The sequence below is a fragment of the Kitasatospora sp. NBC_01302 genome, assembly GCF_035976515.1.
Taxonomy (GTDB): Bacteria; Actinomycetota; Actinomycetes; order Streptomycetales; family Streptomycetaceae; genus Kitasatospora.
Genome location: NZ_CP108404.1, coordinates 2,659,459 through 2,683,871 on the forward strand (window position 1 = coordinate 2,659,459; position 24,413 = coordinate 2,683,871).

Consider the following 24,413-nt stretch of genomic DNA (forward strand, 5'->3'; position numbering starts at 1 on the left):
TGACCAGTGGCGAGAGCACGACGCAGCCAAGTAGACGAAGAAGCGGTGGTGGCGCATGCGGGACGGCCGGTGGGTGACGGTCACCGACTCCGAGTTCCCGCACGAACGCCGCGGCTTGGAGGCGATCCGGGAGAAGTTGCCCAACGCCGACCCGTGGCGCGCCTGGTCCAATTTCACCTTCACCGCCAACACCGGGCACGTCCGTGAGGTCGACCTGTTGGTCGTCGCGCCCGGTGGGGTCTATCTGATCGAGCTGAAGGACTGGCACGGCTCAGTCGAGTCCCGCAACGGCACCTGGCTGCAGACCCAGCCCAACGGGCGCCCGGTCGCCCACGGCAACCCGCTCCACCTCGCGAACAGGAAGGCCAAGGAGCTGGCCGGGCTGCTCACCCAGAACGGCCGCCGGATCTGGGTGTCGGAGGCGGTCTGCTTCACCGATGCCTCGCTGCGGCAACGGCTCGCCCCGTCCGACCAGCACGGTGTCCACACCGTCGACGAGTTGGTCGCGATGCTCCAGCAGCCGCCGCGGGACGAGCGCCGACGCGTCGACGCCGTCGCATCGCGGGAGATCAAGGCGGCCCTGGAGCGGGTCGGGATCGCGCGCAGCGACGCGGAGTACAAGGTCGGCCCGTACCTGCTGAACCGCAAGTCCTTCGACTCCGGCCCGACCTGGGCCGACTACCTGGCCCGGCACAGCGAACTCCCGGAGGCCGCACGGGTCCGGATCTACCTGCGCGAGCGCGGCTCGGACGCCGGTCTGCGGGCCTCGGTGGAGCGTGCCGCGCTGCGCGAGGCCGCGGTGCTGCGCCGGTTCAAGCACCCCGGTGTGGTACAGCTGCGCCAGTACGACTCCTCCGGGCACTCGGCGGGCCCCGCGCTGATCTTCGACTACGATCCGCGCACTCTGCGGCTGGACGAGTACCTGGTCCAGTACGGGCCCAAGTTGGACATTCTCACCAGGATGTCGCTGGTGCGCCAGCTCGCCGAGACGATGCGCTCCGGGCACAGCAACCGGATCTTCCACCGCACCCTGGCCGCCCGCGCCATCCACGTCATCCCGCGCCGGCGCGGTCGCTCGTTGGGCGCCGACGGCGAGGAGTCGGGCTGGCTCAACCCGCACCTGCAGATCTCCGACTGGCAGATCGCCGTGCAGCGCTCCACGGGCGACACCTCCGAAGGCGCCGCCCGGCTGGCACCGACCGCGCTCTCCCAGGCAGGCGCGCACCTGGCCGAGGCCGCCGACCCCTATCTCGCCCCCGAACTCACCGCCCTCAACCCCGACCCGATCATGCTCGACGTCTACGGACTCGGGGTGCTCACCTATCTGCTCGCGACCCTCCAGCCGCCGGCCGCCAGCCAGGCCGAGCTGGTCGCCCGGCTGGAGGCCGGCGAGGGGCTGCGCCCCAGCGCGGTGGTCGACGGGCTCTCCGAGGACATCGACGAGCTGGTCCAGGCCGCGACCGCTTATAAGCCCGAGCAGCGGCTCGCCTCGGTCGACGAGTTCCTGGAGATGCTGGAGTTCGTCGAGGACTCCCTGACGGCACCGGCAGCCGAGACAGCGGTTGCAGCCGGTCCGGCCGAACAGTCCGGGCAAGCCGACCAGCCCGAGCGTGCCGAGCAGCCCGAGAAGGATCCGCTGGAGGCGGTTGCGGGCGACGTGCTGGCCGGCCGCTGGGAGGTGCGCCGGCGACTGGGAACCGGCTCCACCAGCCGGGCCTTCCTGGTCCGCGATCTGGCCGCCGACCCGCGGGCCCCGCGCTCCAAGGCGCTGTGCGTGCTCAAGGTGGCGCTGAGCGACAGCCGCGGCGAGGTACTGGCGCACGAGGCCGAGATCATGGGACGACTGCGCCCCGACTCCCGGATCATCCGGCTGGTGGAGCCGGAGCCGCTGTCCATCGGCGGCCGGACCGTGCTCGTCCTGGAGTACGTCGGCGACGAGCGCGAGGACGAGGGAACGACCCCGGAGCCCCGGACCCGCCGGCGCGAGGAGACCGTCGCCCGCCAACTGCGAGAGAACGGGCGCCTGTTGGTCGACCAGCTGGAGCGGTACGGCGACTACCTGTTCGGTGCCGTGGACTTCCTCGAGGGCGAGGGCGTCTGGCACCGGGACATCAAGCCGGACAACATCGCGATCCGGGTCCGCCCCAACCGGACCCGCGAGCTGGTGCTGATCGACTTCTCGCTGGCCGGTTACCGCGTGCAGGACACCAGCGCCGGCACCGACGGCTACCTCGACCCGTTCATCGGGACGCTGACCCGCTCGGTGTACGACGCGCATGCCGAGCGGTACGCCGTGGCCGCGACCCTGCACGAGATGGCCTCGGGCGAGCTCCCGGTCTGGGGCGGCGGCCGGGTCTCCGCGCGCCAGACCGACGCAGAGAAGGAGCCGTACCCGACGATCGCCGTCGAGGCGTTCGACCCTGCTGTGCGGGAGGGCCTTACCGCCTTCTTCCGCAAGGCACTCCACCGGGATGCCGCCCAGCGGTTCCCCGATCTCAAGCCGATGCAGGACGCCTGGAAGAAGATCTTCCTTCAGCTGGACCAGGCGAAGCCGAGTCCGACGCGCAGCCGGCATCCGGTCACCGACGGCGGGGGCACTGCCGAGCAGTCTCCCGAAGACCGCACGACGGACGGCTCCGGGTCGGGGATCGCGGACGCCGAGCCGGAGAACGCTGAGCGGGACCGCGACCGGAAGGCCGCGGAGGCCAACCGGGAGACCGCGATCTCGGCAGCCGGGCTGAGCCCCGCCGCCGAGTCCTTCGTGTTCGGCCTCGGCGTCAACACCGTCGGTGAGTTGCTGGACCTGAGCAAGCAGCGGCTGGTCAACGCCAAGGGGCTCGGTCCCAAGACGCGTGGCGAGGTGCTCTCCCGGATCAAGGAGTGGCGCCGCCTTCTGGCCGAGCAGCCGCCCGGTCCGCTCACTCCGGAGGGCCGCAAGGCCGCGAAGGAGGAGATGGCCGAGCTGTCGGTGGTCGAGAAGGCCGCCGTCGATGCGCTGTCCACGACCAGCACGGTGGCCGAGCTGTCCGCTCGGACCCTGCGCACCGTCAGCCTGGACACCTTGGCCACGATCTTCGTACCGGCACTCAAGAAGGACGGCTCGAACCACAACGAGGTCGAGACGGTCCGCCTGCTGCTGCGCCTGCCCGACGAGAGCGGCGCCCTCCCGGAGATCGGGGTCTGGCCCAAGCAGAAGGACGTCGCGAACGCCCTCGGCCTCACCGCCGGGCGCATCCCGCAGATCCTCAAGGCCCAGCGCACCCGCTGGAGCAAGAACGCGGCGGTCCGGGTGCTGCGCGGCGAGATACTCGAGCTGCTGCACACGCTGGGCCGGGTCGCCTCGGCAGCCGAGATCGCGGACGCGCTCGCCGTCCGGCGCGGCACTCAGCTCCCGGAGCGCGGCGACCGCCGGGCCCTGGCGCTCGCCGCGGTGCGGGCCATCCTCGAGGTCGAACAACTCGAGCCTGCTGCCGCCCAGTTCCGGCACGTCGCCAACCGCGACGCGGCCGACGAAGGCATGGGCGCCGGCCTGCTGGCCCTGGAGGTCGGCGAGGACGACTCCCCCGACACCCCGTCGGCCCCCGGACTGCTGGACTACGCCCAGCGGCTGGGCCGGGTCGCCGACCGGCTGGCCAAGCTCGACACCCTGCCGACGGCGGCGACCGTGCTGGCCGAACTGGGTGCCGTCACACCGCCGAACGGCGTGGTGGAGTGGGACGAGCGGCGGACCGTGGTGCTCGCCGCGGCGGCCTCCCGCAACGCGGCGGCCACACCCCGCCTGGAGATCTACCCGCGCGATCTGTCATTGGTCCGCGCCCTTAGGCTCACCCAGGCCGGCCTGGTCCGGATCACACCGGGCATTCCGGAGGCCCAGCAGCCCGGCCTGACCGCGGAGGACGTGCACGAGCGCGTCAGCGCCCGATTCCCCGAACTGCTGGACGGCCGGGGCGGGCACTCCCTGCCCACCGGCGGGCCGTTGACGAAGGCGCTGCGGGACGCCGGCTTCGACCTGGTCTCCGCCCTGCGCGAGGGCACTCGGATCATGCGCTACCTGCCGCGCCGGGTCGACGGTGGTTCCAGCTACCTGACCTCCGGTGCGGGCCGGCGGACGACACAGATCTCGCAGATCACCCGGTACGACGACGACCCACTGCTCGCCGGCGCCATGCAGGCGGAGGAGCGGCTGCTCTCCTCCGCCCGGCGCGACGGTTTCCGGGCGCTGACCGTCCGCACCGGGCTCGCCCGGGAAGCGGCGCGGGCGCTGACCGGGAGCGGCGGGGAAAGCGGCAGGTTCGGGGCCGAGGCGGTGTCGGTGGCCGAGCTGCTCATCGCAGCGCTGCACGAGCTCGTGGACCCCCGACCGAAGCCGACCTGGGAGACCATCCTGCGCGCCGACGCGGCCGAGCCGGGCACGCCGGCGGCGATGCGGTTCGCCGAGTACGTGCGGACGGCGTGGGGCGCGGTCGAGCCGAGGATCGGCGAGCTGGTGACGACGGGCGGCCCCGGGCGGCCGGTGCTGCTGGTCGACAGCGGGGTGTTCGCCCGGTACGACGCGATGGGCGTCCTCGACCGGCTGGCCGGGCGCTCGCGCGAAGGTGGTCGCGGCCTGTGGCTGCTCTGCCCGCAGAGCGACCCGGCGCGTGACCCCCGACTGGGGACGACGGCCGTGCCGTACCAGTCGGGGCTCGGCGAATGGATCGAACTTCCGGACTCGTGGGTCAACAACGCCCACCGAGCCGGCGCAAGCGGAGAGGCAACGAAGTGATCGACCGCAAGGCCCTGTTGGCGGATCTGATCAAGCAGGTCAAGGCGGTCGAGGTCGACCTCGGCAGCCAGGTCAAGGCCGTGGAGGACGTGCGGGTCAAGCTGCGCGGCGAGTACGACCTGGCGCGGAAGCTGGGGCGCACGGCGGCGACCTGGAACTCGTGGCTCGACGAGCGCATCACGCAGGTCGCGGTGGCGTGGGTACTGGGCACCGTCTTCGTGCGGTTCTGCGAGGACAATGAGCTGATCCCGGAGCCGTACCTGGCGGGTGCCTCGGACGAGCGGCGGGATCTGGCGGCGGAGCGGTACGCGGCGTACGTGGACGAGGACGCCGACCCGACGTACCGCGGGTGGCTGGAGAAGGCGTTCGCGGAGCTGGGTGCGGGACAGGCGGGGAAGCTGCTGTTCGACCGGCGGCACAACCCGCTGTTCCAGATCCCGTTGTCTCACGATGGTGCGCGGGCGCTGGTGGAGTTCTGGCGGGAGCGTGACGAGGCAGGTGTGCTCGTCCACGACTTCACGGACAAGCTGAACGAGGACGGGACCGAGGGGTGGGACACCCGGTTCCTGGGTGACCTGTACCAGGACCTGTCGGAGGCGGCGCGGAAGACGTATGCGCTGTTGCAGACGCCGGAGTTCGTGGAGGAGTTCATCCTCGACCGCGCGATGGACCCGGCGGTGCGGGAATTCGGGTACGAGGGCCTGAAGATGATCGACCCCACGTGCGGGTCGGGGCACTTCGTGCTGGGGGCGTTCCGGCGGCTGGTGCGGCTGTGGGGCGAGGGTCGGCCGGGGACGGACCGGTACGAGCGAGTGCGGGCGGCACTGGACTCGGTGCACGGGGTGGACATCAACCCGTTCGCGGTGGCTATCGCGCGGTTCCGGTTGCTGGTCGCGGCGATGGCGGCGGCGCAGGTGCGGACGCTGGCGGATGCGGGGAAGTACGACTGGCCGATCCAGTTGGCGGTGGGCGACTCGCTCATTAAGGCGCGGCAGCTCGAGCTGACACTGCTGGGCGAGGAGTCGGGGGACGAGCTGGCGGAGTTCGCGTACGCAACGGAGGACGTGCACGAGTACCCGGGGATTCTGGAGGAGGGGCGGTACCACGTTGTGGTGGGGAATCCTCCGTATATCACAGTGAAGGATAAGAAGCTCAACGCGCTGTATCGGGATCTGTACGACGCCTGCGGAGGAAAATACGCGTTTACAGTGCCGTTTGCCCAGCGCTTCTTTAACCTTGCCAAAAAGGGCAGCATCGACGGCCGCGGATTCGGAATGGTCGGCCAGATCACCGCGAACTCGTTCATGAAACGAGAGTTCGGGACAAAACTGATTGAGGAATACTTCGCGCACCAAGTGGAACTCACGGAGGTCGTGGATACCTCCGGAGCGTACATTCCTGGACACGGCACACCGACCGTCATTCTCATCGGACGGCATCGGTCCATCAGCCGAGCGGAGACGATCCGCACCATCCGAAGCGTTCAGGGCGAACCTGCCACACCAGAGGACGGCGCCGAAGGGCTGGTCTGGCGAGCGATCATCGAGCAAATCGATAAGCCTGGGTCAATCAGCCAGTGGGTGTCAGTAGATGACCTCAACCGCGAGCGGTACTTCTGCAAGCAGCCATGGATCTTGGCAGACGGTGGCCTCGAGATGGTGCAGCGCCTTGAGCATTACTCAGTGGCCAGACTGTCAAGCCGGACGGAAAGCACCGGATTTGCAGCAATCACTGGCGATGACGAATACTTCGTAGTCCCACGCCCTTCCGCCTCCTGGGGCCGCCAGCGCGACATCCCAATGCGCGCCTTCGTGACTGGAGATCAGGTCCGCGACTGGGATTGCCATCTAGCTGCCGATGCCGTCTTCCCCTCAGCCGCTACCACCGATCAGCGCCTCAGGCTGGAGAAATACACGCTGTGGCACGGGCGTCAGATCCTGCGCAATGGACTGATGTTTGGCACTACAAAGGAACAGCGAAAGCTACCTTGGTCAAATTATGCATTTCACAACGATGCGCGACTCAACAGCTCTTTCGTTCTCACGTTTCCATTTGTTGCAACCCACAACCACTTCGCACTTGGCCGAGGCGAGAAGGTATTCAATCGGCATGCACCAGTAATCAAGCTTCCCGAAGGGGCATGCGAGGAACAGTATCTGGAGCTTCTTGGGCTACTTAACAGTTCTACCGCATGCTTCTGGCTCAAGCAAGTCAGCCACGACAAGGGCAGTCAAGGCGTTAACGAAGGCTTCAAGTCGCAGGACTGGGAACGCTTTTTCGAGTTCACTGGAACCAAGCTTCAGGAATTTCCCCTGCCTAGCTCCTATCCAAGCGCTCTCGCCTCGAAGCTCGATGCCCTTGCCCAAGCGCTCTCATCCGTGACGCCTTCCGCTCTGACCTCCAGTGATTCGCCCACACCCACTGTGACTTCCCTCCGCAAAGCGCACACCATCTGGGACTCCACACGCGCTGAAATGATCGCGATCCAAGAGGAGTTGGACTGGCAGGTGTATACGCTCTACAGCCTTCACCCCGATGACCTTCGCGCCTCCGAAGCTGATGCACCTGGACTCATCCTTGGGCAGCGGGCCTTCGAAATTGTGCTCGCGCGCCGGATCGAAGCAGGTGAGGCATCAAGCGAATGGTTCAAGCGACACGGTTCCACCCCAATCACCGAGTTCCCCTCCGACTGGCCCAACGCCTACAAGGCCATCGTCCAGAAGCGAATCGAGGCAATCGAGTCCTCACGCGCCATCGGTATGATCGAGCGCCCGGAGTACAAGCGCCGCTGGGCGACCGAAGGTTGGGACTCACTCCAGGAGAAGGCTCTCCGTTCCTGGCTGCTCGACCGCCTCGAGGCCCGCGAGCACTGGTTCCAGGACGACCAGCCCAGGCTCCTTACCCCCGCCCACCTCACCGACGCACTCTCCCGCGACGCCGACTTCGTCTCCGTCGCCGAGATCTACGCCCCCCGCAAGGAACTTGCCAGCATCGTCGCCGATCTCCTCGCCGACGAGCACGTCCCCTTCCTTCCCGCCCTCCGCTACAAGCCCACCGGTCTGAAGAAGAGGTCCGACTGGGAGCACGTCTGGGACCTCCAGCGCCAAGAGGACGCCGCCCCGGACGAGCCGGCCAAGCGGAAGATCCGAGACTCGATCCCGGTCCCCCCGAAGTACACATCGGCTGACTTCCTCAAGCCCTCCTACTGGAAGGCCCGCGGCAAGCTCGACGTCCCCAAGGAGCGGTTCATCTCCTACGCGACGACCACCTCCGGCACTCCCGATCTATTCGGGTGGGCCGGCTGGGACCACCGCGAGCAGGCGCAGGCTCTCACCACGTACTTCACCAACAACGACCTCAGCACTGGGGAGTTGACCCCCTACCTCGCGGGTCTGCTGGAACTGCAGCCCTGGCTGAGCCAGTGGCACGGTGAGTTCGACGCGATGTATGGCAGCTCGCCCGCAGACTTCTTCGCCGGCTACCGCGCGCAGATCCAGGGCGAGCACGGCCTCACCGACGAGGACCTGCGAGCCTGGCGCCCGGCGGCAGCGACGCGACGCGGGGGCCGCACAGCCAAGAAGTAGCACAACGCGATACGTCGCGGCCCGGAGCGCACTCCAGCTCCGGGCCGCGACGTACCTGCGATTCAAGCGATCGGGAACTCCCCCGCCTTGACCCTGGCGACGAACGCCGCCCAGGCGTCGGCCGGAAAGACGAGCGCGCCACCACTCGGGTCCTTGCTGTCCCGCACTGGGATGACCTCGACGAAGCCGTTCGCAACCTCAACGCAATTCGTTTCGGTCCCACTGAAGGTGCTCTTGAACCAGCGGGCTCGGGACAGGTCAGGGGCGGCCATCGCGTACCTCAATCTCGTCACGTCGAGTAATCATGGAGCATTCGTTCCAGGACTTCCTGGGACTGTTGGGGTGCGAGAGCAGCCGCGCGGATGTGGTTGAACGCGAACTTGTAGCGGCTGACCTGCTGTTCAGTCTCCAGGTAGAGCGTACTCGTCATCGCTTCGATGAGGATCACATCCTGTTCGTCCTGCTCCGGGAAGGACAGAGCGGTGAATGCTCCTTCAACCCCGGGATGTGCTCCCACCTCGAACGGAAGCACCTGTAGCGTCACGTTGGGCTGGTCGCAGGCCGACAGCAGACGCTGAAGCTGGCCCCGCATGACTTCGGTTCCGCCGATCTTCTTGCGGAGCGCACCTTCACCGATGACAGCCCAGAGCTGCTGGGGATCCTCGGCCACGAAACGAGCCTGGCGCTCCATCCGAAGCCGCACGCGCTTCTCGATCTCGTCGGGCGGCGATCCGACACGTCCTCCGGTCATGAGGCCGCGAACGTAGTCTTCGGTCTGCAAAAGTCCTGGCACCAGGAGCGGTTCGTAGCTCCTGATATGGCTTGCCGACGCCTCAAGGCTGAGGAACTCGGCCGTAGTCGGCGACAACACATCGTTGTAGACATGCCACCAGCCGCGCTTCCGGCTCTCCTTGGCGAGCCCGGTCAACTGATCACGCGTCTTCTGATCCGTCACGCGGTAAAGGCTGAACATCTCCCGCAGATCGAGCGCTCGAACGCCGCTGCGACCATTCTCAATCCTGCCGATCTTCGAGGCATGGCAGGAGAGTTCGGCACCCACCTGCTCCGCGGTGAGCCCGGCTTCCTCGCGCAGTCGACGTAGCTCCGCTCCGAGCCGACGGCGGCGAACGGTTGGACTCTGGTCTGCGGGCATGTCCGCACCTCCCTGACGATCAGGAACAGTCTGCCCCCGCTTGGCATGCGAGATCCACGTCAGTCACTCCTCCGGGGTGACTTCTGAAGTACGGGTTGCACTTTAGGCATCCACAGGAGCAGGCTACCGACAGTCGATCAACTCGTCACTTCTAGTGATCATGACGGCTCGTCACCGGGCATCCCCATGCCCTGAGTCGACCGTCTCGGCACCACAGCCGTCGCACCTCATCCAGCCGACCTCGGGAGCTGCGCCATGCCCGAAACACCCGACGAACCCCCCTCCCCCTCCCCCGCCACCGCCCACTGCTGGCTCCCCAACTCCCGCCGCTCTCCCGGCCTCGCGCGTCGCAAGTTGCGCGAGCTGCTGGGCCGCGTCGAGGGTGGCGACCGCTTCGCCGACGTCGGCGAACTGCTCGTCAGCGAACTCGTCACCAACGCCTGGCAGCACGGCACCGCGCCCGGCCAGCGCATCTGGGCCGGCTTCGAGGTCGACCACGACCAGCTCTACATCGCCGTCGAAGATGCCGGCAGTACCAAGCCCATGATCCGTCCGCTGACGCTGGGCCAGGAGTCCGGCCGTGGCCTCCTGATGGTCGAGCAGCTCGCCCGCGAATGGGGCTGCGGGCCGCGCAACGGCATCGGCAAGCGCGTCTGGGCCGTCGTCGGCCCGATGCCCGAGAATGCGGAAGTCTCCCCGTGACCACCAGCCCGCCTCCTCCCTCACCCCCGCCCACACCCGAGCCCGAACCCATGCCTGTCATCGTGGAGTTGACCGGCATCACGGCCCCGGCCACCTTCCCCCGCGTCCCCGAGGCCCTGGCCGCGCTCTGGCGGTCGATGCGGGTGCTGCCCCTCAGCGACCTCCAGCATGACTGGTTCGGCTACTACCTCACGCGCCCCGAAGCAGCGGCCCAGGTCACCCGCACCCTCCAGCGCGACGGCGACCTGACCCTCGCCTTCTCCCTCACCGACTCCCGCCGGCAGCACCTGCTCCGCGTGCGCCCCGTCCCGCTCCCGCACGCCGCCCCTGCCCCTCCGAACTAGCCGACACCCCGAGGGAGGAAGTGCAGCCGCCCCGTACCGGGCCGACGTCACCCGTCCCAGGCAGCCGAGCCACCTCCCTCTTCTCCCGCACCAACCCAACTCCCCGCCCCTTCACCCAGCGCCGACTTCTTAACCAGCCTCCACCCCCCACGCCGTATGTCGCAGACAGCACACCACCCAGCTCCTCCGCCCGCAGCCACCGCGGCGACGACACCACCCGCGTCCGTCTCCATCCCGCCGGCGGCCCTCCCCACGAGCCGAGCGCTCAGCGACATGGCCACCACAGCGCCCTCCTGGTGAAGCGATTCGGAGACGGTCGGACGACCAAGGCAGGAATCCCAGCGTTTCAGCGCCGGAAGGATGTCAGTGGTTCAACCAGCTCAAGCCCGCCGCCCCTGGGAGTCCTGCGACACCTGGCACTGGACCTGCACTCTCGCGCCGAACGCCGACCAGCCCGAGACGCCGCACCACCGTCCCCGCCGACTACGGCGCTTCCGAGTGGCAGGATGTGCCGGTCCGCTGGACGTGACGCGCAAAGCCGGCCAGCCCCCACTGTCGAAAACCACTCAGTGCTACCTGGTAGCACTGAGTGCCACACCGCCCTACCATGGATGCCATGACGGCGCAGCCCGAGATCACCCAGCGCGACCTGCGGAACAAGTCCAAAGAGATCATGGACGCGGTCCAGGCCGGCCAGTCGTTCACGGTCACCCGGGACGGCCACCAGATCGGCGAGCTCGTGCCGCTGCGGCGGCGCAGGCGGTTCGTCTCCCGCCGGGAGTTCGCGGCGATGTCCCGGAGCGCTCCGGACATCGCGCTCGACGCCTTCCGCGCCGACCAGGACGCAACCGCCGACCAGTACCTGGACTCGCCGTATGACCGCTGAGCCGAAGCGGCACGAGCAGGGCCTGCTCGACACCAACATCATGATCCTCCGCAGGTGGCTGGACCCGGAGGAGCTGCCCGACGAGATGGCGATCACCACCGTCACCCTCGCCGAGCTCTCCGCCGGCCCGCACGAGGTGCGCGGCAACGCCGAGCAGGACGACTACGACGAGCACGCCGAACGCGCCCGGCGCATGGACGTGCTCCAGCGCGCCGAGAGCGAGTTCGACCCGATCCCGTTCGACGCCGAAGCCGCCCGCATCTACGGACGGGTCTGCGCAGCGGTCATCGGCGCGGGCCGCAAGCCGCGACGCAGGGTGGCCGATCTGATGATCGCCGCCATCGCCGTCGCCGAGGGCCTTCCGCTGTTCACCACCAACCCCGACGACTTCAAGGGGCTGGAGGACCTGCTCACCATCGTGCCGGTGACCCGGCCTCGGGTGCTCCACGACCGCTGAGCAGCGACGACAGCCGGCCGAGGGCCTCGCCCAGCGCACACGGCACCTCACCGCAGGACCAACGACGAAGATGGAACGGACGAAAGCAGACCATGGCCCCGACGCCGGCCCAGCCGCCCCTCCTCCGCGATGTCATCGACATCAAGCAGTCCATCTCCACCTCCGACTACGTCCTGAAGCTCGCCGAGGCGGTCACCGACGAGGGCGCCGCTGCCGCGCTCAAGGACTACGTCCTCACCGAGCGCCTGCTGGAGAACTTCGACGAGGCGCTCGGCCTGATCAAGGCGGCGCTCGACGGGCACACCTCCAAGGCCGCCTACCTGCACGGCTCGTTCGGTTCCGGTAAGTCGCACTTCATGGCCGTCCTGCACGCGCTGCTCCGCGGCAACCCGGCCGCGCTGGAGCGCGGCGAGTTCGACAAGACGCTGGCCAAGCACGCCTGGTTGGGCGCCGAGCGCAAGAAGTTCCTGCTGGTCCCGTACCACATGCTCGGCGCCAAGTCGCTGGAGCAGCGCGTCCTCGGCGGTTACGTCTCGCACGTCAAGGCGCTGCACCCGGACGCACCGACGCCGCAGGTGTACCGCACGGACGCACTCTTCGAGGACGTGCAGCGGCTGCGCGCCAAGGTCGGTGACGCGCAGTTCATCGCGGGCCTCGCGGGCGACAGCGGCGACGGGACCGGTGCCGACGAGGACGACGAGTGGGGCGAGGGCTTCGCCTGGACGCCGGCGCTGCTCGACTCGGCGCTCGCGGCCGAGCAGCAGGACGCCGCCGAGACGAACCTGAACATCGTCAGCCCCACCACCCCCGCCGAGTTGCGCGCCAAGCTCGTGCACGACGCCATCGCGGGCTGGTTCCCCGGGTTCGCGCAGAACGCGAAGGAGGACGAGTTCGGCTTCATCTCCCTCGACGCCGGCCTCTCCGTGATCGCCGCGCACGCCAAGTCGCTCGGCTACGACGGCCTGATCCTCTTCATGGACGAGCTGATCCTCTGGCTCGCCAACCGGATCCACGACCAGAAGTTCGTCTCCCGCGAGGCCGACAAGATCACCAACTTCGTGGAGGGCGCCGACTCCCGGCGTGCCGTGCCGGTGGTCTCGTTCATCGCCCGCCAGCGCGACCTGCGCGAGCTGGTCGGCGAGGAGGTCTCCGGCGCGGGCGAGACCGCGATCCAGGACAGCCTCAACCTCGCCTCCGGCCGGTTCGACAAGATCACCCTGGAGGACCGCAACCTCCCGCAGATCGCCCACGCCCGACTGCTCAAGCCCAAGGACGACGAGGCCGCCGAAAAGCTGAACGCCGCGTTCGCGAAGGCCAAGCGGGTGGGCCCGCAGGTCTGGGACGTGCTGCTTGGCTCGGAGGAGGGAACCACCACCGGGGCGGACGAGGCTTCGTTCCGCCTCACCTACCCGTTCTCCCCCGCCTTCATGGACACCCTCGTCCACATCTCCTCCGCGCTCCAGCGCTCCCGGACCGGTCTGAAGCTGATGGGCCAGCTGCTCGCCGATCACCGCGACGACGCCCGGCTGGAGCAGCTGATCCCGCTCGGCGACCTCTACCCGGTGATCGCGGACGGCGGTGACAAGCCGTTCGTCGACAGCCTGAAGGTGGAGTTCCAGGCGGCCGACAAGCTCTACCGCACCAAGCTGCGCCCCTACCTGTTGGGTGAGAGTGAGATCACCGAGGAGGACATCGAGCGCTTCCGGACCCAGCCGGAGACCATCACCGATCAGCAACTCGCTCAGCGCTGCCGCAACTTCATCGGCGACAACCGGCTGATGTGCACCCTGCTGCTGTCCGCGCTGGCTCCGAGCGTGCCTGCCCTGCGCGATCTGACGATCCGCCGCCTGGGCGCGCTCAACCACGGCTCCGTCGTCTCCCCGATCCCGGGCGCCGAGATCGGCGTCATCCGGAACAAGGTCGCCACCTGGGCCGCCAGGTTCGCCGAGATCAAGGAGACCGGTACCCAGGCCAACGCGGGTGTGCGCCTCGAACTTGCCGGCGTGGACGTGGACTCCGTGATCGCCAACGCCAACGTCAACGACAACCCGGGCAACCGGCGCGTGCTGGCCCGCCGGCTGCTGGCCGAGGAGCTGGGCATCGAGACGCACGACGGCCGGCTCGACGCCGACGAGCTGAAGTTCGTCTGGCGCGGTTCGAACCGCTCCGTGGAGGTCGTCTTCGGCAACATCGCCAACTCGGACGCCATGCCTGACCACGAGTTCACCCCCAGCTTCGCGAACAGCTGGCGTTTCGTCATCGATCTGCCCTTCAACGAGACCGAGTTCGGCCCGGTCGACGACGCCAATCGGATCCGCGACCTGCGCGCCCGCTCCGGCGAGCAGCGCGCCAGGACGGTCGCCTGGATTCCCACCCACCTGTCGACCGCGCGGTTCCAGGACTTCCGCCGCCTGGTCACCATCGACTACGCGCTCAGCGACCAGCGGCGCTTCGACACCCAGTACGCGGGACACCTGAACGCCGACAACCGCAGTCGGGCCAAGGCCCTGCTGGAGGGCCAGCGCGAGTCGCTGACCAAGACGGTGAAGGCGGCCCTCAAGCAGGCATACGGGCTGGCCGAGAAGAAGAGCTCCGACGTCGAGCTCGGCTTCGACGACCACTTCGAGCCGCTGCCGGACGTCCCGGATCTGCGGCCGTCCATCGGGCAGTCGCTGCACGACGCCGCCCGGCACGTGGCAGGCAAGCTGCTCGCCCACCAGTACCCGGCCCACCCTTTCTTCGATCGGGATGCCCCAGGCACTGTGGTCAGGCCGGCCGATGCCAAGATCGTCTTCGCCCACATCCGGGACGCCGGTGAGCGCAGCGATCGGCGGGTCGAGATCCCGGCGAAGGACCGCCCGGTGATGAAGCGGATCGCCGGTGAACTCGGCCTGGGGCAGCAGAAGGAGGCGTACTTCGAGCTCTCCACCCGCTGGCCCGACCACTTCCGCCGCGAGGCCAGCACCGAGGGGATCACCGGCGACCTGACCGTCGTGCGCCTCACCGACTGGCTGGACCGGCCCGAGCCGATGGGCCTGGATCCGTTCCTCGCCAATCTGGTCATCGCCTCCTTCGCCGAGCTCGACGACCGGGTCTGGGTGCGCGGCGGGGGCCTGCTCGACCCCGCGCCCGAGCCCGCCGCGATCAAGCCGGGCGACGCCCTGCGCACCCAGCCGCTGCCCGACGAGGCGGTCTGGGAGGAGGCCGGCTACCGCTACGAGCGCATCTTCGGCGCCAAGCCGAAGACCCTGCGCCGCAGCCGGATCGTGAGCCATTTCGCCACCGAGCTCGTGGCTGCCGCCCGCACGTACCAGCCGCACGCCACCAGCCTCGTCGAGCAGTTGGGCAAGCATGCCGACCTGCTCGGTCTCGACGAGACGGACGGCACCGGCCGGCTCGCCCTGGCCAGGCGCTCGCTCGATCTGCTCGACGCGCTCATCGCCGCGGCCAAGGGCCCCGCGGCCGGATCGGGATCGGCCAAGCAGGTCATCGGTGTCCTCGCCACCTTCGACCTCGGCACGGTGTCCCCCGAGCGGTACGCCGCCTCGATCAAGCAGGCCGAAGCCGTGGCCGCCGCGCTGGCCGGAGCCGCCTGGGACATGCTCAAGCTCGCGCCCAACTACGGTCCGGCCGGCCAGGCCGTCCTGGAGGAGCTGCGCGGCGCCGCCCAGGCGGACCAGAAGACCAAGGACCTGCCGCAGGCCCTGAAGGACGCGCGGCGCGACATCGTCGAGGTCATCGACCGCAGCCGGGCGGCCACCACTCCCCAGCCGGCGCCCGTCGCTCCCGTGGCGTCACCTGCGCCCGCTCCTCGGGCCGACGACGAGGATCTGAACACCCGTACCAGTGACCCCCGAGTGCCGACGGAGCCTGGCGAGCCGACCTCCCGCAGCCGCGGGCGCCGCTCCGGCGGTGGCCGGACCACCGCGTCCCGGGCCATCGCCGAACTCCGTGCCGAGCTGGACGAGCTGGCGGCCCAGGAACCCGACGCCACCGTCGAGATCACCTGGCGAGTAGTGGAATGAGCATCCCGAACACCACCAGCGCGGTCCGGTTGAACACCGGCACCGTCTCCCAGTACCTGGCCTCGCAGAAGGGGCTGGCCGGCGGGCGGCGCAGGGCCGTCCTGCTGCGTGCCGCCCCCGAGTGGGAGGGCGCGCCCGAACTCGGTTGGGGTGATCGGCGACGGGCCGAGGTGGCGGTGGCACCGTCCCCGCTCGCCGTGTACGAGCTGGTGCTGGCCCACCTGGCCGCCGACGCAAGGGGCCCGGAGGTCCTGGTCGTGCTGACGGACCGGGAGGAGTCGGAGCTGGGCCCCGACCTGCTGGCCCGGGTGTACCGGCAGCGAGTCAACGCCGTCGACACCTGGGACGTGGTCCGTCAGGCATTCGGCGCTGTCGACACCGACAACCGCCTGCTCAAGGACAACTGGGCCGCGGAGTCACTGCTCGATGCGACCCCGCCGGCCGGCTGGCCGCGAGTGGGCGGCGGCGTGCTGGCCCGCAGTGGCGCGCTCGGTGCGCTCGCCATGCGGCGACTCGGCATCGGCCGCTTCGACCCGGACCAGCCGGCGCAGGCGGCCACCGACACCGGCCTGGACACGGCCGCCCTGCTGCGCTGGTCGCTGACGCCCGGTGGGCCGGACCGCTTCCTCGCGCTGCGCGCGCCAGAGCGGGCCGGGCTGGCCGAGTTCCTCGGCGAGGAGGACCAAGCCGGTCTCGCCGGTCGGGCCTTGGTAGCACTGGTCCAGGCGGAGCACGGCCCGGACGCGGTCGCGTTCGGCCTGGTCTGCGCTGCCCTGTGGGTGCACGCGGACGCGGTGTCGGCACAGGCCGCCGACTACCGCGCACGTGGACGTGCCGAGCGGTGGTTCGGCGAGGAACCGCCGGCCCAGGGCGAGGCACTGGACGCCTTGGCAGCCGCCTTCGGGCGCAGCTGTGAGGAGTTCGTCTCCGTCCTGCTGCTGACGGGCCGCGCCGGGTTCGACGACGAGGCGGCTGCCGCCCGGCGGTTGACCGGTGCTGTCCTGGACCGGGCGGAGGCGCTGATCGAGCAGTTCGGCGCGCAGACGGCCGCCGAGGCCAGCCCCGTGCTGGCGGCCGGCCTCGAGGCCCGCTTCGCCGCGGTCGGCCGGCTTCTCGGGACGGGCGATCTGCCACGCCTCGCGCAGGCGGTGGTGCTGGTGGGCGACCACCGCCTGGCCTCGGCCGACGCGGCCCGGACCAGGGTCGAGCGGGCCCGGATGGCCCAGCGGCTCGCCCAATGGCTCGCCGGCGACCCGTCGACGGAGATCGCGAACGTGGCGGATGGCATCAGCCGGCACGTCATCGAGACCGGCTGGGTCGACCTGGCGCTCGAGCACATCGAGGCGGGTGGCGACCGCGAGGACGTGCTGAAGTCCGCCTACGACCGGCTCTGTTCCTCGGTCCGCGCCAAGCGGCGGGAGATCGATCACCACTTCGCGACCGCCCTGGCCACCTGGACGGCGGCGGGGACGGACCCGAGGAGCATGCTCACGGTCGAGACGTTCCTGCCGCGGGTGGTCGGTCCGGTGGTGAAGTCCGGCGAGCGCCGGGTGCTGCTCGTGGTGATCGACGGAATGAGCGCCGCCATAGCGGCCGAGTTGGGCACGGAGCTTCGCGAACACTGGGCCGAGTACGACCCGACGCCCCGGCCCGCCGGTAGTGCAGCCATTGCCGACCCGACAGGGCCGCCGCAGCGCCGGGCCGTCGCCGCGGCCCTGCCGACCGTGACCGCCGTCTCCCGGACCTCGCTCTTCGCTGCGCGCCTGATGACGGGCACTCAGGCCGACGAGAAGCGGATCGTCCCCACGCATCGATTCTGGGGCGGTGAGAAGGCGGCGGTCTTCCACAAGGACGACCTGCGCAGTGAGACCGGCGGCGCGGTCTTCGGCTCCGCGCTCTCCGAGGCGCTGGCCGGCGACACCCACGTCGCAGTGGTGCTCAACACTGTCGACGACCGCCTCGCCAAGGAGCAGAAGCACGGCGACGGTTCGTGGCGACTGTCCCACATCGGAGGGCTGCAGGACCTGTTGCGTTTCGCCGCCGCCCAGGGGCGTGCGGTCATCCTCACCAGCGACCACGGGCACGTGGTCGACCGGCGCGGGATCAAGGTGGAGCGCGACGGCGCGGTCTCCGCCCGGCATCGTGCACCGGGCGGGGAGACCGGTGAGGCCGAGATCGTCCTTGCCGGACCGCGGGTGGTCTCTCCGCAGACCGGCGGCGAGATCGTGGCGCTCTGGGATGCCGACTCCCGCTACACCGCCCTCAAGGCCGGCTATCACGGTGGGGCTTCGCTCGCCGAGGTCGCCATCCCGGTGCTCGCTCTCCTCCCCTTCGGAGCCACCCCGCCGAAGGGCTGGCGTGAGCTCGGCAACCCCGAGCCTTCCTGGTGGGCCTTGGTGCCGGAGGCATCCCAGCCTCGTCCGGTCCAGACTGCCCCGCCGAAGAAGCCCGCGAAGGCGACTCGGCCTTCCAAGCCCGCCGCACCTGGCCCTGAGACTCTCTTCGAGGTTGCGCTCGAGCCAGCGGTGGAAGCCGGCGACGCACTATTGGCTCCTTCCCTGGTCACTCCCCAGGACGCCATGGTCAAGAGCCTGCTGGTCTCCCAGATCTTCCAGGACCAGGTGAACCTGCTCGCCCGCAAGCCCGACCTGGCCAAGGTCGAGAAAGCCCTGCGGGCGCTGCTGGACGCGGGCGGCACCCTGCCCGTGACCGCTCTGGCCCAGCGGATCGGGCTGCTCGCCGTCCGCGCGGACGGTTTCGCCGCTGTGCTACGACAGTTGCTCAACTACGACAGCGTCCAGGTCCTGGAGACCCTTCCGGACGGCCGGACCCTGCGACTCGACACGGGGCTGCTCCAGACCCAGTTCAACCTGCGTTGAGCCGGGCGCCGGGGAGGCCCTGCCCCGGTGCCCGGTCGGTGAACAGGCTGGATCGGCCCCTGACGGGCCATGACCCGACCGCGGAGGCGGGCGCGGCCGTGATCACCCTGTCCTGCTGATGGGAGACTTGCCGGGTGAGTGCCGAAGGAACCTCCCGATCCCTTGTCGTCAGCGCGGCCCGCCGCCGGGACGTGATCGACGCGCTGCGCCGCGGTGCGGTGCCCGAGAACGGGCTCGACCTGCTCGCCACCGGTCTTGGCCGGTTCGAATCCGCCCTCGACGCGGAGCTGGACGCCGTGGTCTCCGGTTCCTCGGTGTTCAAGGCGGTGCGTGGTGAGTACGGGTCGGGCAAGACGTTCTTCACCCGGTGGCTCGGCGAACGCGCCAAACGCCGGAACTTCGCCGTCGCCGAGATTCAGATCTCGGAGACCGAGACGCCGCTGCACAAGCTGGAGACCGTCTACCGGCGGCTGACGGAGCGGCTCGGCACCTCGAGCTTCCCTCCGAGTGCACTGCGGCCTGTGGTGGACGCCTGGTTCTACGCGCTGGAGGAGGACGCCCTGGCCGCCGGGTCCTCCGAGGAGCAGCTCACCGAAGAGGTGGAGCTGCTGCTCGCCGCCCGGCTCAGCGAGGTGTCCCGGCACGCTCCGTCATTCGCAGCAGCGCTGCGCGGCTACCGGGCCGCCCTCGCCTCGGGGGACGAAGGGACCGCTGCCGCGGTGCTCGCCTGGCTCGGCGGGCAACCGAACGTGGCCGCAGCCGCGCGGCGGTCCGCCGGGGTGCGCGGCGACCTCGACCACTTCGGGGCGCTCGGGTTCCTGCAGGGCCTGCTCACCGTGCTCCGGGACTCCGGGCACGCCGGGCTGTTCCTCGTCCTGGACGAGGTCGAGACGCTCCAGCGGGTCCGCTCCGATGCCCGCGACAAGGCGCTCAACGCGTTGCGCCAGCTGATCGACGAGGTCCACTCCGGCCGCTTTCCCGGCCTCTACCTGGTGATCACCGGCACGCCCGCCTTCTACGACGGCCAGCAGGGCGTCCAGCGCCTCGCCCCACTCGCCCAGCGCCTCGCGACCGACTTCACCACCGACCCACGCTTCGACAATCCGCGCGCCGTCCAGCTGCGGCTGCCCGGCTTCACCCGTGACTCGCTCATCGGCCTCGGGGTGACGATCCGTGATCTCTACGCGGCGGGTGCCGCATCCGCCGACCGGATCGAGGCACTCGCGGATGACGCCTACATCGCCGACCTGGCCGATGCCGTGGGTGGCGCGCTGGGCGGCAAGGTGGGTGTGGCACCGAGGCTGTTCCTGAAGAAGCTGGTCGGTGACGTGCTGGACCGGATCGACCAGTTCGACGACTTCGACCCGCGGCAGCATTACCGGCTGACCGTCTCCGCCCATGAACTCACCGCCACGGAGCGGAACCTGGCCGCCGCCGGATCGGCCGACGACATCGACCTGGACCTCTGATGTCCGGCCCCGAGGACCGAGCAGCAGGCACCGCCGACTCACCGAGCCCGCTCGACCGGCTCGATCCGGTGGTCCTCCACCACATCGTCAACACGCTGGGCTGGCCCGATCTGCGTCCCCTGCAGCGCGCCGCCATCGGTCCACTCATGGACGGAGAGGACGCGGTACTGCTGGCACCGACCGCCGGCGGCAAGACCGAGGCCGCGTGCTTCCCGGTGCTCTCCGCGATGGCCCAGCACCGCTGGACCGGCGTCTCGGTGCTCTACCTGTGCCCGCTCAAGGCCTTGCTCAACAACCTCGTCACACGCGTCGACTCGTACGCGCAGTGGCTCGGTCGACGGGCCGCGCTCTGGCACGGCGACACCACGCAGTCGCAGCGCCGGCAGATCCGCATTGACCCGCCCGATGTCCTCCTCACCACCCCCGAGTCGCTCGAGGCCATGCTGATCGGTATCAAGACCGACCATGCGCGGCTCCTCTCATCCATCCGTGCAGTCGTCGTGGACGAGGTCCACGCCTTCGCGGGGGACGACCGCGGCTGGCACCTCCTGGCTGTCCTGGAGCGGCTCGAACGCATCACCGGCCGTCCCATCCAACGCATCGGTCTCTCGGCGACGGTCGGGAACCCGCAGCAGTTGCTCACCTGGTTGCAGGGCTCGGGTGCGAACAGCCGCTCCGGCCGGGTCGTCGCACCCGATCTCGCGGTCACCCCCACCAGCACCGCAGGCACCCGACCGGCCGGCGAGGTCGAGCTCGACTACGTCGGCTCGCTGGACAACGCCGCGAAGCTCATCGCCTCCCTGCACCGCGGCGAGAAGCGACTGGTCTTCTGCGACTCCCGCAGGCAGGTCGAGCTCCTCGGTGCCGCTCTGAGGGCCCGTGAGGTCACCACGTTCCTTTCCCATGCCTCGCTCTCGGTCGATGAGCGGGCACGCTCGGAGCAGGCCTTCGCCGAGGCTCGCGACTGCGTCATCGTCTCCACCTCCACCTTGGAACTCGGCATCGACGTCGGGGACCTGGACCGCGTCATCCAGGTCGACGCTCCGCGCACGGTCGCCTCGTTCCTCCAACGCATCGGTCGCACCGGCCGGCGCGCCGGAAGCCTGCGCAACTGCCTCTTCCTGACCACCGAGGAGGAGACCCTGCTCCAGGCCGCGGGCCTCCTACTGCTGTGGGGCCGGGGTTGGGTGGAGGCTGTCACCCCACCGCCCGAGCCCCGGCATCTCGTGGCCCAGCAGCTCCTCGCGGTGACCCTCCAGGAACACACGCTCGGCAACCATCTGTGGAGCCAGGAATGGAACGGACTGGCTCCCTTCGACCGCTCCGGTGAGCCGATCCTGCGTCACTTGGTGGGTGCGGGCTTCCTGGACGACGACAACGGCCTGCTCTTCATCGGCCCGGAGGCGGAGCAACGATTCGGCCGGCGCCACTTCATCGAGCTCACCGCCTCCTTCACGGCCCCTCCCCAGTTCACCGTCCTGTCGGGGCGCACGGAGATCGGGCAGACCGATCCCTCGGTCCTCACCGAGGAACGACCCGGACCTCGCAGGCTCCTGCTCGGCGGGCGGAGCTGGCAGGTCACGTTCATCGACTGGTCCAGGCGCCGGGCATTCGTGGAGCCTGCCGATGGCGGCGGCGTCGCCAAGTGGTCGGGCAACGGGATCGCCGGTCTCTCGTACGAACTGACCCGGTCCATGCGCGACGTGCTGCTCGGGGCCGATCCGCCGGTCTCGCTCACCCGCCGGGCGCAGGCCCGGCTCCAGCAACTGCGCGAGGAGGAAGCCCCCGACAGCGTGCATCCCGCCGGGACGCTCATCACGCGTTTCGGAACCGACGTTCGGTGGTGGACCTGGGCGGGCTTCCGCGCCAACGCGACACTCGCCGCCACCTTGTCGTCTATCGCGGACCCGGTGCAACGACCTACGGACTGCTACCTGCGACTGCGCGAGGACCTGACGGCTCCGATGTGGCAGAGCGCCCGCGCGAGCGCCGGCGACGGCCTGGTCTTCCCTGACATCGACCGGCGGGCCGTCAAGGGGCTCAAGTTCTCGACCGCCCTGCCGGAACGACTCGCAATGGCCACGGTCGCCGCGCGTTTGGCCGATTTTCGTGGGGCGTCTGCCGCGCTCGCGGAGCCGGTGCGGCTGCACACCGTACAGCCCTGAACAGCGCTCCATGGGTTACTTGACACCTGTCCAGCAGCTACACCATCCATCAGTAATACTTGTCAGATCTTCCTACTACCCTCTCCCTCATGGGCCTCGAAGATCTGACGCGTGCAGGAATACAGGCTGCGATTGGGGAGCACGACCTTCTCGGTTCCTCCGCCTTCCGTAGCCAGCACGGCTGTGTACAAGCTTCCGCTTACGAGTTGTGCGTGGACGGCCGTCGCTACGACGCGTTCGCCATCGCCGCTGTAGGACACCTGTACTCCGCAGGCACGCTGCTCACGCCCGAGGGCGCCGACGGCGGCGAGCAGGCAGAGGTCCGCCGCCTGCACGAGCTGGGCTTCACTGTCGAGGAGCACCACGGCACGGCCGAGGATGCCCCGCAACTGGTCCTCCAGCCGCGCGGAACTGCCAGAGAGCGCGGCCCGCAGCACTTCGCCAGGTCGATGCGGCAAGGCATCCCGGTCGCGGAGCTTCAAAACGCGGTCGGTTCAGCGGCTGAGGTGCTCGCCGACCTCTACCCGGACGGCATCGCCCGGTTGTGGGGCTCCACGCCGACAGAGCAGGCCAACAATGACAAGGCTCGGGCCCTGCGCGGTCGCCGTGTCGGCGATACCGTCCTCTTCTACGCCGAGCACCGCTTCCTCGCCCGTGCGAGGATCCTCCGGCTCTTCACCAGTGCCACGGTGGCCCGAGCGGTCTGGGGAACTGGCAAGGACGGCACAACCTGGGAACACATCATGGCCCTGGGCGACTTCGAGGAATTCTCCCAGCCGGTCTCGGCGCCCGAGATTCTGACGGCCCTCGGGCTCACTCCCCCGCTGCGCGGACTCACCCTGCGATCAGCCGAGGACTACGCACGCGTCGCCCCCCTGCTCCCGCCCGATGGCCGTTCCCGATTCGCCTCCGGAGCAGCATTGCCCCGCTCCCGCTCCACTCCCCTGTCCAGTGGCGAGTTGCTTGCCCGGCTGGAAACTCTCAAGGTCCACCGGAACTCTGGGGTTAGGGAAGCAAGCCGCCATCAGCCACTCGCGCTCCTCTGGATGGTCGCCCGAATCGCAACTGGCAAGCCGCGCCTGGCACCATGGTCGCTTTTCCGCGCGGAAGTCGGAGCGCTCCTGTCCGAGTTCGGCTTGCCAGGTTCCCAGGTCACCCCCGAGTACCCCTTCTGGCATCTCCGGGGAAGCGGCCTGTGGGAGGTCCACGGAGTGTCCGAGAACGCTGATGCCATGCCAAGGGTCAGCGAGTTCAACTCTGCCCAGCCGGTCGCAGGCATCGGTCACGACGCTGCCGTGCTCTTGCAGGACCCGGTCACCCGTCTCGATGCCTTGGCCCGACTCCGTCGTCGCTATCTCCAGGACATCGACCAGCACGCTCTGCTCAGCAGGTTGGGGCTGGCCGGATACACCACGGCGGACGGTCTCGTCGACGACTCCACAGTCGACGACGCCACGGACGAAGGGGACCAGAAGAGCGCCATCGTAAAGCGGGCGACCGGTTCCGCCTCCCGACGGGAATCCACTTCCTCCCGCATCGTGCGAAACACCACGCTCGCGACATCGGTGAAGGAGATACACGACTACAGATGCCAGGTCTGCGACACCAGGCTGCGGTACAGGCTGAAGCCCTACATCGAGGCCGCCCACATCCGTGGCCTCGGGTCGCCGCACGACGGCCCCGACGAACTCCACAACCTGTTGTGCCTGTGTCCCAACCATCACGTCCTCTTCGACGGCCTGGAGATATACGTCGACGCCGATGACGTGGTGCGGGAAACCCATGGCGGCGAGCCGCTGGGCCGACTCCGCCGGCGCCCCGAACACCCCATCGGCGAGGAGCACCTCAGCTACCACCGGACACTGTGCACGCTCAACGCCTGAACCAGAACCGCACGGACCCCGCCTGGCTCCGTTCCACCTAGCGTTCCAGGTGTACCTGCGCAGTCAGCGCAGGTACACCTGCCAGCGCCGCCGCAGCGATC

At 69.3% G+C, this 24,413-nt stretch carries 13 protein-coding genes; 11 read left to right on the forward strand and 2 right to left on the reverse strand.

The features are described from left to right. Positions 1-55: 55 nt before the first annotated feature. Positions 56-4,765, forward strand: coding sequence for a BREX system serine/threonine kinase PglW (gene pglW / locus OG294_RS11170; protein WP_327066321.1), 4,710 nt, complete (start codon positions 56-58; stop codon positions 4,763-4,765). Beyond that, positions 4,762-8,349 (forward strand): BREX-2 system adenine-specific DNA-methyltransferase PglX, encoded by a 3,588-nt coding sequence (pglX, locus tag OG294_RS11175; RefSeq protein WP_327066322.1) that lies wholly within the window; start codon positions 4,762-4,764, stop codon positions 8,347-8,349. The genes pglW and pglX overlap by 4 nt, the downstream gene beginning before the upstream one ends. A gap of 62 nt (positions 8,350-8,411) precedes the next feature. Here pglX and OG294_RS11180 read toward each other — a convergent pair whose 3' ends face one another. Together OG294_RS11180 and OG294_RS11185 are read right to left on the reverse strand one after the other, a co-directional pair. Continuing rightward, positions 8,412-8,621 carry a DUF397 domain-containing protein gene (locus OG294_RS11180; protein ID WP_327066323.1) on the reverse strand — a complete coding sequence of 70 codons (210 nt, stop codon included), beginning with the start codon at positions 8,619-8,621 and terminating at the stop codon, positions 8,412-8,414. Positions 8,622-8,638: 17 nt separating this feature from the next. Beyond that, on the reverse strand, positions 8,639-9,502 hold the full coding sequence (locus OG294_RS11185) for a helix-turn-helix domain-containing protein (RefSeq protein ID WP_327066324.1): 864 nt from the start codon (positions 9,500-9,502) through the stop codon (positions 8,639-8,641). 255 nt (positions 9,503-9,757) lie between these two features. Here OG294_RS11185 and OG294_RS11190 point away from each other — a divergent pair, with 255 nt between their 5' ends. The 9 genes from OG294_RS11190 (at position 9,758) to OG294_RS11230 (ending at position 24,312) form a co-directional block, all read left to right on the forward strand. After that, the gene (locus OG294_RS11190; RefSeq protein WP_327066325.1) at positions 9,758-10,204 is read left to right on the forward strand and encodes an ATP-binding protein; all 447 of its coding nucleotides are present in this window, start codon (positions 9,758-9,760) and stop codon (positions 10,202-10,204) included. Positions 10,205-10,254: 50 nt separating this feature from the next. Then, on the forward strand, positions 10,255-10,548 hold the full coding sequence (locus OG294_RS11195) for a hypothetical protein (RefSeq protein ID WP_327066326.1): 294 nt from the start codon (positions 10,255-10,257) through the stop codon (positions 10,546-10,548). Between the two features lie 616 nt (positions 10,549-11,164). Further along, complete coding sequence (locus tag OG294_RS11200) at positions 11,165-11,434, forward strand: type II toxin-antitoxin system Phd/YefM family antitoxin (RefSeq protein WP_327066327.1); 270 nt, start codon at positions 11,165-11,167, stop codon at positions 11,432-11,434. Beyond that, positions 11,424-11,891: a type II toxin-antitoxin system VapC family toxin gene (locus OG294_RS11205; protein ID WP_327066328.1), complete on the forward strand. Its 468-nt coding sequence runs from the start codon at positions 11,424-11,426 to the stop codon at positions 11,889-11,891. The genes OG294_RS11200 and OG294_RS11205 overlap by 11 nt, the downstream gene beginning before the upstream one ends. Before the next feature lie 92 nt (positions 11,892-11,983). After that, positions 11,984-15,916, forward strand: coding sequence for a BREX-2 system ATPase PglY (gene pglY, locus OG294_RS11210; RefSeq protein ID WP_327066329.1), 3,933 nt, complete (start codon positions 11,984-11,986; stop codon positions 15,914-15,916). Next, the gene (gene pglZ / locus OG294_RS11215; RefSeq protein WP_327066330.1) at positions 15,913-18,795 is read left to right on the forward strand and encodes a BREX-2 system phosphatase PglZ; all 2,883 of its coding nucleotides are present in this window, start codon (positions 15,913-15,915) and stop codon (positions 18,793-18,795) included. Before pglY ends, pglZ begins: the two co-directional genes overlap by 4 nt. A 134-nt stretch (positions 18,796-18,929) precedes the next feature. Beyond that, entirely contained in the window at positions 18,930-20,264 is a 1,335-nt protein-coding gene (gene brxD / locus OG294_RS11220) for a BREX system ATP-binding protein BrxD (protein WP_327066331.1), read from the forward strand. Beyond that, positions 20,264-22,429: a DEAD/DEAH box helicase gene (locus OG294_RS11225; RefSeq protein WP_327066332.1), complete on the forward strand. Its 2,166-nt coding sequence runs from the start codon at positions 20,264-20,266 to the stop codon at positions 22,427-22,429. Before brxD ends, OG294_RS11225 begins: the two co-directional genes overlap by 1 nt. A gap of 89 nt (positions 22,430-22,518) precedes the next feature. Next, complete coding sequence (locus tag OG294_RS11230; protein ID WP_327066333.1) at positions 22,519-24,312, forward strand: HNH endonuclease; 1,794 nt, start codon at positions 22,519-22,521, stop codon at positions 24,310-24,312. Positions 24,313-24,413 lie beyond the last annotated feature (101 nt).

Excerpts from the sequence above, each read along its gene's own strand:
- pglW (WP_327066321.1), top strand. The coding sequence starts at position 56 with ATGCGGGACGGCCGGTGGGTGACGGTCACCGACTCCGAGTTCCCGCAC.
- OG294_RS11180 (WP_327066323.1), bottom strand. The coding sequence starts at position 8,621 with ATGGCCGCCCCTGACCTGTCCCGAGCCCGCTGGTTCAAGAGCACCTTC.
- OG294_RS11185 (WP_327066324.1), bottom strand. The coding sequence starts at position 9,502 with ATGCCCGCAGACCAGAGTCCAACCGTTCGCCGCCGTCGGCTCGGAGCG.
- OG294_RS11190 (WP_327066325.1), top strand. The coding sequence starts at position 9,758 with ATGCCCGAAACACCCGACGAACCCCCCTCCCCCTCCCCCGCCACCGCC.
- OG294_RS11195 (WP_327066326.1), top strand. The coding sequence starts at position 10,255 with ATGCCTGTCATCGTGGAGTTGACCGGCATCACGGCCCCGGCCACCTTC.
- OG294_RS11200 (WP_327066327.1), top strand. The coding sequence starts at position 11,165 with ATGACGGCGCAGCCCGAGATCACCCAGCGCGACCTGCGGAACAAGTCC.
- OG294_RS11205 (WP_327066328.1), top strand. The coding sequence starts at position 11,424 with ATGACCGCTGAGCCGAAGCGGCACGAGCAGGGCCTGCTCGACACCAAC.
- pglY (WP_327066329.1), top strand. The coding sequence starts at position 11,984 with ATGGCCCCGACGCCGGCCCAGCCGCCCCTCCTCCGCGATGTCATCGAC.
- pglZ (WP_327066330.1), top strand. The coding sequence starts at position 15,913 with ATGAGCATCCCGAACACCACCAGCGCGGTCCGGTTGAACACCGGCACC.
- OG294_RS11225 (WP_327066332.1), top strand. The coding sequence starts at position 20,264 with ATGTCCGGCCCCGAGGACCGAGCAGCAGGCACCGCCGACTCACCGAGC.
- OG294_RS11230 (WP_327066333.1), top strand. The coding sequence starts at position 22,519 with ATGGGCCTCGAAGATCTGACGCGTGCAGGAATACAGGCTGCGATTGGG.